The sequence below is a fragment of the Pseudomonas sp. NBRC 111143 genome (genome assembly GCF_001320965.1).
Taxonomy (GTDB): domain Bacteria; phylum Pseudomonadota; class Gammaproteobacteria; order Pseudomonadales; family Pseudomonadaceae; genus Aquipseudomonas; species Aquipseudomonas machongensis.
The window spans coordinates 46,318-59,120 of the sequence record NZ_BCBT01000009.1 but is presented as its reverse complement, the minus strand read 5'-3'; the positions used below and the strand labels follow the sequence as shown (position 1 = coordinate 59,120).

The 12,803-nt window shown below is 59.9% G+C and carries 10 protein-coding genes, 1 tRNA gene and 1 pseudogene; 10 read left to right on the top strand and 2 right to left on the bottom strand.

Annotation, left to right across the window (positions count from 1 at the left end):
* The first annotated feature begins 3 nt into the window (after positions 1-3).
* The 8 genes from pheT to APH44_RS29000 all read left to right on the top strand — a co-directional run bounded on the left by pheT (position 4) and on the right by APH44_RS29000 (position 7,078).
* A complete protein-coding gene (gene pheT, locus APH44_RS07390; protein ID WP_054892049.1) occupies positions 4-2,385 on the top strand; it encodes a phenylalanine--tRNA ligase subunit beta in 2,382 nt (793 codons plus the stop codon).
* Positions 2,386-2,389: 4 nt separating this feature from the next.
* Positions 2,390-2,692, top strand: coding sequence for an integration host factor subunit alpha (ihfA, locus tag APH44_RS07385; RefSeq protein WP_003250679.1), 303 nt, complete (start codon positions 2,390-2,392; stop codon positions 2,690-2,692).
* The gene (locus tag APH44_RS07380; RefSeq protein WP_054892048.1) at positions 2,673-3,029 is read left to right on the top strand and encodes a MerR family transcriptional regulator; all 357 of its coding nucleotides are present in this window, start codon (positions 2,673-2,675) and stop codon (positions 3,027-3,029) included. The genes ihfA and APH44_RS07380 overlap by 20 nt, the downstream gene beginning before the upstream one ends.
* 110 nt (positions 3,030-3,139) lie before the next feature.
* Positions 3,140-3,216, top strand: a tRNA-Pro gene (locus tag APH44_RS07375).
* Between the two features lie 614 nt (positions 3,217-3,830).
* Positions 3,831-4,151 carry a DUF3077 domain-containing protein gene (locus tag APH44_RS07370; RefSeq protein WP_054892047.1) on the top strand — a complete coding sequence of 107 codons (321 nt, stop codon included), beginning with the start codon at positions 3,831-3,833 and terminating at the stop codon, positions 4,149-4,151.
* A gap of 214 nt (positions 4,152-4,365) precedes the next feature.
* Positions 4,366-5,274, top strand: a complete 909-nt coding sequence (locus APH44_RS07365; protein WP_054892046.1) for a hypothetical protein — start codon at positions 4,366-4,368, stop codon at positions 5,272-5,274.
* 816 nt (positions 5,275-6,090) lie between these two features.
* On the top strand, positions 6,091-6,441 hold the full coding sequence (locus APH44_RS07360; RefSeq protein ID WP_054892045.1) for a hypothetical protein: 351 nt from the start codon (positions 6,091-6,093) through the stop codon (positions 6,439-6,441).
* A 109-nt stretch (positions 6,442-6,550) separates the two neighbouring features.
* On the top strand, positions 6,551-7,078 hold the full coding sequence (locus APH44_RS29000) for a GNAT family N-acetyltransferase (RefSeq protein WP_082420973.1): 528 nt from the start codon (positions 6,551-6,553) through the stop codon (positions 7,076-7,078).
* 34 nt (positions 7,079-7,112) lie between these two features.
* On the opposite strand, the pseudogene APH44_RS07350 reads toward APH44_RS29000, so the two are convergent.
* Together APH44_RS07350 and APH44_RS07345 are read right to left on the bottom strand one after the other, a co-directional pair.
* Positions 7,113-7,675, bottom strand: a pseudogene (locus tag APH44_RS07350) (AAA family ATPase); the annotation flags it as partial.
* A gap of 184 nt (positions 7,676-7,859) precedes the next feature.
* Positions 7,860-8,555, bottom strand: coding sequence for a type 1 glutamine amidotransferase domain-containing protein (locus tag APH44_RS07345; RefSeq protein ID WP_054892043.1), 696 nt, complete (start codon positions 8,553-8,555; stop codon positions 7,860-7,862).
* A gap of 260 nt (positions 8,556-8,815) precedes the next feature.
* On the opposite strand from APH44_RS07345, the gene APH44_RS07340 reads away from it, so the two are divergent.
* Together APH44_RS07340 and APH44_RS07335 are read left to right on the top strand one after the other, a co-directional pair.
* A complete protein-coding gene (locus APH44_RS07340; RefSeq protein ID WP_054892042.1) occupies positions 8,816-12,214 on the top strand; it encodes a type III effector HrpK domain-containing protein in 3,399 nt (1,132 codons plus the stop codon).
* A gap of 278 nt (positions 12,215-12,492) precedes the next feature.
* Positions 12,493-12,801, top strand: a complete 309-nt coding sequence (locus APH44_RS07335; RefSeq protein ID WP_054892041.1) for a DUF3077 domain-containing protein — start codon at positions 12,493-12,495, stop codon at positions 12,799-12,801.
* The last annotated feature ends 2 nt before the right edge of the window (positions 12,802-12,803 follow it).

Below are 12,803 nucleotides of genomic sequence, written 5' to 3'. Positions count from 1 at the left end.
AGCATGAAATTCAGTGAACAGTGGCTGCGCGGTTGGGTAAACCCGCAAGTCTCCCGTGACGAACTGGTCGCCCGCCTGTCCATGGCCGGCCTGGAAGTCGACAGCGTCACCCCGGCGGCTGGCCAGTTCAGCGGCATCGTGGTGGGCGAGATCCTCGCCACCGAGCAGCATCCGGACGCCGACAAGCTGCGTGTCTGCCAGGTCAGCAACGGCCAGGAAACCTTCCAGGTGGTGTGCGGCGCCCCCAATGCGCGCCCGGGGATCAAGATCCCGTTCGCCATGATCGGCGCCGAACTGCCTGGCGACTTCAAGATCAAGAAGGCCAAGCTGCGTGGCGTCGAATCCTTCGGCATGCTGTGCTCGGCCGCCGAGCTGCAGATCAGTGAAGAGAACGACGGCCTGCTGGAGCTGGCAGCCGACGCGCCGGTGGGTGAAGACATTCGCCAGTACCTCAACCTGGACGACGCCAGCATCGAAATCGGCCTGACCCCCAACCGCGGCGACTGCCTGTCGGTGGCCGGCCTGGCACGCGACGTCAGCGCCCTGTACGACGTCCCGGTTACCCGTCCGGTGGTTCCGGCCATCGCACCTGCCCACGACGAAGTACGCCCGGTCGAAGTCAGTGCCCCCGCTGCCTGCCCACGCTACTTGGGCCGCGTCATCCGCAACGTCGACCTGAGCAAGCCGACCCCGCTGTGGATGGTCGAGCGCCTGCGTCGCAGCGACGTACGCAGCATCGACGCAGCCGTCGATATCACCAACTATGTGATGCTCGAACTCGGCCAGCCGATGCACGCCTTCGACCTCGCCGAAATAAACGGCGGCATCCGCGTGCGCATGGCCGAGGAGGGTGAGAAGCTCGTCCTGCTCGACGGTCAGGAAGTTGCCCTGCGTAGCGACACCCTGGTCATCGCCGACCACACCCGCGCCCTGGCCATCGCCGGCGTCATGGGTGGCGAGCACAGTGGTGTCAACACCGAGAAGACCCGCGACCTGTTCCTGGAGAGCGCCTTCTTCGAGCCTGTTTCCGTTGCTGGCAAGGCCCGTTCCTACGGCCTGCACACCGATGCCTCGCACCGTTACGAGCGCGGTGTCGACTCGCAACTGGCCCGCGAAGCCATGGAGCGCGCTACCGCCCTGCTGCTCGAGATCGTCGGCGGCGAAGCCGGCCCGATCGTCGAAGCCGTGAGCGAGCAGCACCTGCCCAAGGTTGCTCCGGTCACCCTGCGCGCCGAACGCGTCAGCCAGATGCTCGGCATGGACATGGCACCGGCCCAGATCGAACAACTGCTCAACGCCCTGGAGCTGAAAACCAGCGCCAATGGGGCAGGGGTGTGGACTGTCGAGATCCCGAGCCACCGCTTCGACATCAGCCTCGAAGTCGATCTGATCGAAGAGCTGGCGCGCCTGTACGGCTACAACAATCTGCCGGTTCGCTACCCGCAAGCCCGCCTGGCCCCCAAGGCTCGTTCGGAATCGCGCGGCGAACTGCCGGTCCTGCGTCGCCTGCTGGTCGCCCGCGGCTACCAGGAAGCCATCACCTACAGCTTCATCGATCCCAAGCTGTTCGAGCTGTTCACCCCTGGCGTCGAGCCGCTGATGCTGGCCAACCCCATCTCCAGCGACATGGCCGCGATGCGCGCCTCGCTCTGGCCGGGCCTGGTCAAGGCGCTGCAGCACAACCTTAACCGCCAGCAAGACCGCGTACGCCTGTTCGAAAGCGGCCTGCGCTTCGTCGGCCAGTTGGGCGACCTCAAGCAGCAACCGATGATCGCCGGCGTGATCACCGGCAGCCGCCTGCCGGAAGGCTGGGCCAATGGCCGTGACAGTGTCGATTTCTTCGACATGAAGGCCGACGTCGAAGCCCTGCTGGGCTACTCCGGCGCGCTCTCCGACTTCAGCTTCAGCGCAGGCAAGCACCCAGCCCTGCACCCTGGCCAAACCGCCCGCATCGAGCGCGACGGCAAGGAAGTGGGCTACCTGGGCGCGATCCACCCGGAGCTGGCCAAGACCCTCGGCCTGGAGCGTCCGGTGTTCGTCTTCGAGCTGGTACTGGGTGAGGTGGTCGAAGGTCGTCTGCCGAAATTTAGCGAACTGTCCAAGTTCCCTGAAACCCGTCGTGACCTGGCGTTGATCGCAGGACGTGACGTGGCGTCGAGCGCCGTGCTTGAACTAATTCGTGACAATGCAGGGGAATGGCTCACAGACCTCAGGCTGTTTGATGTCTACCAGGGTAAAGGTATTGATCCTGATAGAAAAAGCCTCGCGGTCGGCTTGACCTGGCAGCATCCATCGCGCACTCTTAACGACGATGAGGTGAACACCACCCTGCAAAATATCCTCACCTCGCTCGAACAAAGGTTGAACACCACGTTAAGGAAATAACGGCATGGGTGCTCTGACGAAAGCTGAGATGGCCGAAAGGCTGTACGAGGAGCTGGGGCTTAACAAGCGCGAGGCCAAGGAGCTGGTCGAGTTGTTTTTCGAAGAAATTCGTCACGCGCTTGAGGAGAACGAGCAGGTCAAGTTGTCCGGATTCGGCAACTTCGACCTTCGCGACAAACGCCAGCGGCCGGGCCGCAACCCCAAGACAGGGGAAGAAATCCCGATTACCGCACGGCGCGTCGTCACCTTTCGTCCAGGGCAGAAACTGAAAGCCCGGGTTGAGGCCTATGCTGGAACCAAGCCATAACGACGAGCTGCCCCCCATTCCGGGCAAACGCTACTTCACCATCGGTGAAGTCAGTGAGCTCTGTGCGGTAAAACCGCACGTGCTGCGTTACTGGGAACAAGAGTTCCCGCAGCTCAACCCGGTCAAGCGCCGCGGAAACCGGCGGTATTATCAGCGCCAAGATGTGCTGATGATCCGCCAGATCCGCGCCTTGCTGTATGACCAGGGCTTCACCATCGGCGGTGCGCGTTTGCGCATGTCCAGTGATGAGGCCAAGGATGACACGACCCAGTACAAGCAGCTGATTCGACAGATGATTGCCGAGTTGGAGGATGTGCTGGTGGTGTTGAAGAAGTAACCTGCTTGGCGATGAATGGATTTTTTTGAAAAAAAGCTTTCATTAATCAAAAGGTTAGGGTACATTTCTTTTCGTTCTCAGCAGTATCGAGAACATGCTTCAAGCCCAGTCGGGGCGTAGCGCAGCCCGGTAGCGCACTTGCATGGGGTGCAAGGGGTCGAGTGTTCGAATCACTCCGTCCCGACCATTATTGAAACGAAAAAGCCCAGTCAGAGATGACTGGGCTTTTTCGTTATAGCGTCGAAGACGCTGGACATCTATACAAAAATTTATACCTGAAGAGAGGAGGTATGAAAGCCTATAGGAGTTCTATCTCTCCCAAATATTTTTTCAATAGATCGTTTCGTATTGCCCCGTCCATCCCGGAGTGAATTTCTCGGTGGCACGTAGGGCATACAGCACCAACGTAGCATGGATGATCTAGCCCGCTGTCTGAGAGCCTATTTACATGATGTGGCTCCAAGTAAGGGGTGCCCTCTTTTTTCACGAAGGGTCCTCGTTCTCCACCCGAGTCCCTCGTCTGCGCTGACCGTCGCCCAACATCCGTACTGATCCACACCACTCCTTCAGGCCAGGTCCTGACGTTGGCCACCATGCACGAAATAGAGAATGCTCGTTCTTTAGTAGAAATGGCGTTAAGCCGCGTGCAATTGAAGCACTGAGCGCGCTGGCACTTCCTATTCAAGGCTTTTCTGCCTCTTGACCCAGACGCACGGTTTGGCGTGGCGGGCTCACGGCATCGGGCTCCAGCCTCATTGTTTCTATCCAGGCATGCCGGAGACCTACGCAAGGAGATTTAAAATGAGCAAGGATTCTGATACCTCAGACAACCTGCAAATCGAAACCACCGGCGTTGGTGCCTTCGGCCCTGGTGGCGTGGCCAACATCACCAGGCCGCTGTTTCGAGTCGTGGCGGGCCACTCGATGAACCATGCGCTGGAGCAGTCCACACTGCTATTGTCCTGCGTCGACCAGTTGACTGACTTGGCGATAGTCGAGGTCGACGACGCGGGCACGTTGTTGTGTGCGGCACATTATCTGAGCGGGATTGCCAAGGCGCTGGTGCAGGATCTCAGCCATGGGCTGATGCAGCAGACATCGGAAATTGATTCTCGCGTTTAAGTTGACACCAATTCTCTGAGCCTTTTGGATGGTACGAAGACTAAGCCGTTTTCCTTGAAGGATAGTGGCTTTTTCTTTGTGTTGCGAAATATCAGGGTGAGCCAGGACGGCCGAACTGAATTTTCGGAAGCGTCCGACATACTCACGGGCACTGAATCCGTACGTTGCGAGCTTCACGCATCAGCGCGTTTGCGCAATCGGAACAGGATGTCCCATGAGCTCTCGAGATCTCAGTCTGCTAGGCGCCAGCCCTTCGAGCTACTTTTTACGGCAACGCATTGAAAGGCTTGTCGATCTTCAAAAACTGTACGACACAATTGATCGTGACCCGGTGATTGTGGGTGCGGCTGTAGTGTATATCGATGTTGACTACAATATTCTAACGCTACGTGAGTTTCTTCCACTCTGTAGGACGTCTCCCTTAAAGATCGTGTTTCAAGAGCAGACTGCTGTCATCACCGCCGAAGCCTACGTTGAACGAACTTACGAGAGCGGTAGGCCATCGGAAGTATTGACCGAAGCTCTGAACATGGGGTTAGCGTGTTCAACTGTGATCATCAGTGGGATTGTTTTCATTTTGGGTGGTTCTCTGACCCCCTTCTCTGGCGGAACGTCAATGTTTCTTGCGTCCATTGGGGCCGCTGGAGTTATGGCTAGCTTAGGGCAGTGTGGTTTCGGTGTGGCTCGGACCTATTGGGAGGTAACGGAACCGTCGAAGAATGACACCCTTGATGATCAACTTTGGTTTACGCTGCTCGGGCAATTGCTGGATGTTGTGTCGTTGCTATCCGTTGTGGGTTCGTCATTTAATACGATCAAGACCATTTTGGTCAGAAAGTCCGCTACGGGGGCGTCATGGTATCGGTTGCTTAGCCCGCTCAGCAGGCAACAGCGACGCTCGTTGACTATTGAGCTTCTTAAGCTTCGGCATCCATCGTTATCAGCCAAGCAGCTAAAGCTTAAACAAAGGAACGGGCAAGTTCGAAAGCGGTATACACCTCGCGAGCTCAATCAAGCCACTAAAGCCATGTTGCTTGAAACGTTGGGCGGTGTTTTGGGCATAGCGGGGAGCGGATCGGTTCGGGCGCTCGCGGTCAGTGTAATCCAGGCGGGTGAGGACTAATGTTTCCACAATGGCGATTGACTTATCCTCGACGGTACCTGCCCTGCTTCTTGTGTGCGACTGTCTTTGCAGAGATAGCATATGCGACGGCAGTGGTCCAGCTTGAGGTGCTGATATCTCGTGTGGCCACAGTAGATATCGGGGCTGTCGTGGCTGCGATTATGGTGGCTTCAGGACTATTGGGAGGGTTCATTGTGGGCCTCTGTTATGGACGTATTTCCACGCTTCGTTATTTGGTCGGTGGCCTAATGATTTGTTTAGCTATCGCTTGTATAACCTTGACGACCAGTGAGCATAGGTTTCCGGATCTGATTGCCTCTTTTCCTGTTCTTATGTCCCTTTACCTAATTAACACTTATCGGTTTCAAGGGTTTTGTCGGAAAATGGTGGTTTTTCGAATTCATCGTGCATACGAGACCCGTGCGCATTCTATATCGGCGAAGCGAGAGTCGCGGCGCATACGAAATAGCGAGCGACGGTAGCTTGATGGCTTGAGGGGTAGTGGTATTTCGTTAGATTCGACTATTCCGGCAATTTTCGTTCAGCCTTATGCCGGTAGGGAAAATGATCTTCCTTCGATGACGAGCTATCTATGCCTCCATAACGCATCCGCGTCGTAGCCAGTTACCGCTCCTGCTACGCTCGACTCCAATAGCCCACAAGCACCTAATTCGCCAGCCACACATTCCTTTTTTAGCGCGGTGACCGTGATCCGCATCATCCTGTCGCTCAAGTAGTGCCGCTCGCTTGACGACCACCCCGCACGCCTTTAATGTCCCGGCGCGCCCACCCGGACTAACCTCAAAAGGAGTTGTAATGAACACGATTTCACTGTGCACCGGCGCCTTGCTCGGGCTTTTCATGGTTGGTTGCGCGGTGCAGGACAAGCTCGACACCAGTCGCCTGACCCGTTTCGATGAGTACCACGCCAACCTTGAGGCCAATGGTGCGCGCTATACCCTCGATGCCTACATCATTCCGTTCTACCAGCCGTTCTTCATCACCGTCGAACGTGACGATGGCAAGCCGATGGAGCTCGCCGAAGCGGCTGCGGTCGCCCAGCCGTACATCGTACCGCGCGGCTGTACCCAGCCTGCCGTGCGGCGCCCTGATCTGGACCGCAGCAATGCGGCCAAGACCCAATGGATCGTTGGCATCGAATGCTAACGCCAGTGGCAGCGAGCGCCACTTCCGAAGCGGCGCAACAAATGGTCAAAGCCTTGCTGATACTAGAGTGCTCCAGGCTTTCATCCCGCGATCCAGACTTCGGGTAGCTATGTTTACGACTGTCCGCGTTGCTGTGCCTGAGGATGCGAGCCGCTTACTCTCAATCGAGCGTTCTGCCGCGCAAGCCTTCCGTGCATTTGAAGGGTTAAGCTGGCTCGCTGATTCTCCTCCTATGCCGGTTGAACGGCATCTTGAGCTCATCGAGCGCTCGACGTGCTGGGTGGCCATCGACGCTGAAAATCGCCCGCAAGGATTTCTCAGTGCCGATATCTACGGTAGAGACCTTCATATCCATGAACTTTCCGTTCGACACACCCTGCAAGGGCAGGGCATAGGGCGACAGCTCGTTCAAACGGCGCAGGCTTATGTTGAGCTCAATGAGCTGCATGCGCTGACTCTCACAACCTTCAAAGACGTACCGTGGAATGCTCCGTTCTACGCTCGTCTCGGTTTTCAGATTGAATCCGACCAATACGTCAATGAAAGGCTGTCAACACTGTTGAATGAAGAGTATGAACACGGATTTCCCGTGGGAAGCAGGTGTGCGATGGTCTGGAGAGCGGGGGAACAATTTTGACGAGCGGCACTGGGAGCAGTGATGCCTCGAAGGCTCAGTCCACCCACCGCCACAACGGCTCATCCAGCAACCCGACCCCGCGCAACTGCGTCTGCCCCTGATCCTTCTCAAGCTCCAGCACATTGCACCCTTCACACGCCGTCAGTGCCTCGATCAACGGCCTGCTGTGCGACACCCCCCACACCTGGCTACGCTGCGACGCGCGGATGATCAAGCGCGCCAGCGCCGGCAGCAGGTCGGTATGCAGGCTGGTTTCTGGTTCGTTGAGCACCATCAGTGACGGCGGGCGTGGCGTCAGCAGGGCGGCCATCAGCAACAGATAACGCAAGGTGCCGTCCGACAGTTCCGTCCCGCCCAGCGGCCGCAACAGCCCGTGCTGGTAAAGCCTTACGCTGAACAGCCCGCCAGGTGGTGCATCGATCTCCAGGCGGCTGCCGGGAAATGCGTCATCCAGCGCGGCAACCAGGTCTTCGACGTCACCAGTCTCGATGATGGTCTGCAGCGCCGAGGCGAGGTTGCGGCCGTCGTGGTGCAGCACGGGTGAGCGGGTGCGCAGTTGCGGTTGGCGGCAGGGGTGTCGCGGTCGATGCGGAAGTGAGGGGCGATTGTCACCGATGCTGGGTGGGGTTGCCAGCCGCCGGGTGCTCGGGGTTGGTTGGTGATGTGAGTCCGTCTGTATCGGTGGTGGGGATGGCACCGGCTTTGCCGGTGATCGCGGGACGAGCCCGCTCCTACAGAGACCGTGCATCTCAGGGAGCGGGCCGCGCCTTTGCCATTTGTCTCAAGCGCCTGGTTCGTGCTCCAGACGTTTGAGCAGCGCTTGCGCCGCCGCCTCGGACGACGCCGGATTCTGGCCGGTGATCAGATTGCCATCCTCGACCACGTAGCTCGCCCAATCGGCGGCCTTCGAGTACTCACCGCCGTTGGCCTTGAGCATGTCCTCCACCAGAAACGGCACCACATCGGTCAACCCGACAGCCTCTTCCTCGCTGTTTGTGAAACCGGTGACGCGCTTGCCTTTCACAACCGACTCGCCATCCGCTGCCTTGACCTGCTTGAACACCCCCGGTGCATGGCATACCGCAGCGATGGGTTTGTTCGAGGCGTACAGGGCCTCGAGCAGGGTGATCGAATCCTTGTCCTCGGCCAGGTCCCACAGCGGCCCATGACCACCTGGATAGAACACGGCGTCGAAGTCGTAAGGGTCGATTTCTCCTAACGGAATGGTGTCGGCCAGAGCGATCTGCGCCTCGGTGTCTTGCTGGAAGCGGCGGGTGGCGTCGGTCTGGGCGTCGGGCTCGTCGCTCTTCGGGTCCAGCGGTGGCTGGCCGCCTTTGGGGGAGGCGAGGGTGATCTGCGCGCCAGCGTCGATGAACACGTAGTAAGGGGCGGCAAATTCCTCCAGCCAGAAGCCGGTTTTCTTGCCGGTGTTACCGAGCTGGTCGTGGGATGTCAGCACCATCAGGATCTTTTTCATACAGGACAAGCCTCCGGATCTTCATGGGCAGCGCGCCTTTCGCCCTGCGTTAGTGTGGGAGGCCTAAGACCGACAGATGTTCCATCGGGTGATTTCACAACGTTTCACAGGCGCGATACGCCCAATGATCACGGGCGTGCAGCTGCGAAAAGCGGCTGATCGCCAGCATGGCTGTCATCGTTCAGTCATCTCGCTGCTTTTCCCTGCACTCACACACCTCGGGCCCGCCAACCCGGCAGCCACCTTCAGGGAGAACGCGCATGTCAGCTCCGGTCACCAACGCCTCCGATATCAAGACGCTCACCAAGAAGGACGCCAGTGCCGACTGGGGCGATGCGGTCGATCGTGCCAAGGCCAAGGACGCCGGCATCGAATGGCAGCGCCCGAAGGACGACAACCGTTCCGCACAGGAAATCATCGACGATAGCCCGCTGTTGAAGAACCTCGGTAACCAGAGCGGGGTAAAGGACAAGCTGCGCGAGCGGGTCGGAGATTTCGAGCACGACGCCGATGCGGCCTACCGCGCCACCCAGGTACTGGACCACATCGAGCGCTTCGACGAGGGCGGTTCGCGGCTGGTCGGTGGCGATATCGACAACGGCAAGGTCGATGGTTTCACCAAGGGCGGTGATGCCAAGCACGGTACCGAGGCCGGGCGCTTGCAGGACTTCGGCAAGTACGGTTGGGAAAACCTCAAGGGGGAGCTCAAGCACATCGAGGCGGTCAACGATGACCCCGAGGCACGCAGCAAGGCCGAGGCGGCGGGTATCCGGTGGGAGCGCCCCGAAGGCGACAAACGTTCGGCGCAGCAGATCATCGACGACAGCCCACTGCTCAAGAACCTGGGCAACCAGAGCGGGGTCAAGGACATGCTCAAGGAGCAGGTCGGCGACTTCGAGCACGATGCCGATGCGGCCTATCGCGCGACCCAGGTGCTGGACCACGTGGTGCGCTACGACGAGAACGGCGAGCGCTTGGCCGGCAAGGATGTCGACAACACCAGCATCGACGGTTTCACCAAGGGCGGCGATGCCAGGCATGGCACCGAAGCCGGGCGCCTGCAGGATTTTGGCAAGTACGGGTTCGAGAGCCTCAAGGGCGAGCTGCAGCATGTCGACGACGTGGGCAAGGATGACAAGCGTCGCGAGGCAGCGGAAAAGGCCGGCGTTGTCTGGGAACTGCCCGAGGACGACAAGCGTTCGGCGCAGGACATCATCGATGACAATCCGCTGCTCAAGAACCTCGGCAACCAGAGCGGGGTGAAGGATGCGCTGAGGGAGCAGGTCGGCGATTTCGACAATGATCCCAACGCCGCCTTCCGGGCCAGCCAGGTGCTCGACCGAGTGGTGGGCTATGACGAGGACGGCAAGGCGCTCACCGGCAAGGATGTGGCCAACAGCAGTGTCGATGGCTTCACCAAGAGCGGCGAGGCGCGTCACGGCACCGAGGCCGGGCGCCTGCAGGACTTCGGCAAGTTCGGTTTCGAGTCGCTGGCCAAGCCTGAAGGCTTCGATCAGGTTGGCAGCTACAAGGATTTCCTCAAGGCCAATCCAGATGCCGATGCAGGCTCCAAGCAGATCGCCCAGTATGGAGCGATCTTCGATGCCAAGTACGATTCGATCCGCGGCAAGACTGGCGCCGACGGCGCAGTCACCGCAGACAACATCAAGGACTACCTCAAGCAGAATCCGCAACTGAGCAAGCAGGAGCAAGAAGCGCTGAACTTCTTCGCCCAGCCAGGCGCATTCCGCAAGGTCGATACCGCCAGCAACAACATTGGCGACAAGCCTGACGGCAAGGTCAGTCGCGAGGACGTGCAGAACTGGCTGAAGAGCGGCTCACCCACCGATGCCCAAGGGCTGGCCAGCCTGATCACCGATGTCGCCGCCGGCAATGTCACCGGCAAGGTCGACACCCGCAAGCTGGGCGAGGATGTCTTCGCCCACCCGGAAAAGTACAGCGCCGAGGAAAAGGCCGCCGTACTGCTGGATCTGCAGGAGGCGCAGAAACTGGTGGTCGACGGCGCCAATGCCGGGGTGTGGAACAGCGACTACGGAAAGGTCGCCATCGCCAACCGTTCCGGTGCGATCTGGGAGCCGCAAAAGCTGCTGGAAGACATCAACGACCACATGGCCATCCTGCAGAACGACAAGGAAACCGCCGATTATCTCAAGAGCGCGGGCGATGAGGCAGTGAAGACGCTGTTCGAGGAAAACCCTGGGCTCAAGGATGCCGTCAGCAAGACCTACGAAGATGAGGTCAAGTCTGGCAAGGCGCTGGACGCTGCCTGGGACGCCAACACCAAGGATGGCAAGACCGACCAGCACACTGCGCTGGCCAGCTTCTATGCCACCGCCACCAGCCTGCAGTCGATCCTCGGTATCGACGACGCCAAGGCGATCCAGGGCGCGGTCGGCAAGTCGTCGCACAATGAAGACTTCAAGACCTTCTACAAGGATAAGTTGGCCACCGGCGAACGCATGCGCGAACTGCTCAAGGAGAACTCGCCAGCGCAGGCCGCCGCGGAGTTCAGCCTGGAGGTGGCGCTCTACAACTCGGCACTCGACCCGCAGTTCACCGCCGAGTATGACAAGCAGCTCAACGACAACTTCTCCACCATCACCCAGGAGAACCTGTTCAAGGACGCCAGCTTCGACGACCTCAAGACCACGTTCGGCAAGGACGGTGGCGAAGAGCTGGACGAGGACAAGGTGCGCAAGCTGATCGACCAGATGCGCGACGAGAGCCCCGAGCTGTTGCTCAACCAGGATGGCACAGTGGCCACCACCGACCAGGTGCTGGCGGGCTTCCGTGGCAACTGGGACCTGTTCCGCCAGGGCACCAAGGCCCTGGACAAGATGGGCAAGCTGTCGGACTTCGACCCCAACGGCAACGCCAAGGGCGCCTATGGCAGCGGTGTGCTGCACGGGGTGAGCGGCCTGTTCCTGGCCGGTGTCACCATCGCCCGCGGCGCGCAGAGCGGCGGCAAGCTCACCGATCGCAACATCGTCGATATCACCACCGGGTCGGTGCAGACCACCACGGTGCTGATCGAAGGCGGTTCCAAGGGTTACCAGGAGCACTTGACCAAAGCGATCAAGAACGGTGAGCAGACGCTGACCGACATGAAGGATGGCAAGGTGATGCTCGACCTGCTCGATGAGGTCAAGGCCAACGTCAAGGATGGCAAGCACGCCAAGGTGGTGGCGAAGAACTTCGAGGAAGCTGCTAAAGGCATCGGCGGGCTGGCCGGTATCGTGGCCGGCGCCTATGGCATCTTCGATGGTGTGAACGCGCTGCGTCGTGGCGACAAGCTGGCCGGTGGCTTCGGCATCACTGCCGGCTCGTTGGGCGTGCTGGCGGGCAGTGCCTCGGCGGTGGAGGGCGGCCTCGGCCTGCTTGGCGCCAACCTGCCGCGCTTCCTTCCGGGCCTGGCGGCCACGGCCGGGGTGCTGGGTTTCCTCGGCGCGGGCGTGGCGGTGCTGGCGGCGATCATCCCGGGCCTGGTCAAGGAAGGGCAGGAGCAGGTCAAGTCGGACAAGTTCGGCTCGTTGCTGGGCGATTCGATCGAGCGCTACGGCATCGACGGGATCAAGGACGGCACCTTGGCCGATATCCCCACCAAGGACTGGCCGGGTGGTGAGGAATGGACTTCCTGATGACGCGCCGTGGTCGGCGCATGCTTGCGGATTGCGACCGGCCTAGGGGCTATTTCGCGAACCTTCCTAATACATCGTAGGGCATTTCCGGGGATACCATTTCCCCGGGTTTTGCCGTTGTGTGGCGGCGTCCGTGCTTCTACTCTCCCGGGGCCAGTCGCACATCGTCACCGCGTTTTCAGCCGACGGGCAGAGACACACGCCAGGTTCGCGTGGGTCGGGCTGGAACACGGGCGAGGGTGTGCGACGGGCGCTTTTCAACCAACGCTGGGGGAGCCATGGACAACGACGACCAATCGAATAAGCGCGGGAGCCTGAAACTGGTCAGCGCGCCCGCACGTATCCGCCGCGAGCCACGCATGGCCTGGGTCCAGGCGATACCCGGGCTGCCGCCGAAGGAAACGCTGATGGAAATTTCCACGCTGCTCGGCTGCGTGACCGAACTCACCCGACGAGCCATCGACAAACCACAGGATGCCGAACCGCTCATGCGCGCCACCCATTACCTGTGCGGCATGAGCAAGGCGATGATCGACGGCCAACTGACCATCGTACGCGGTGAGGTGCCTGTCGAGGAGGGGGCCTAGCG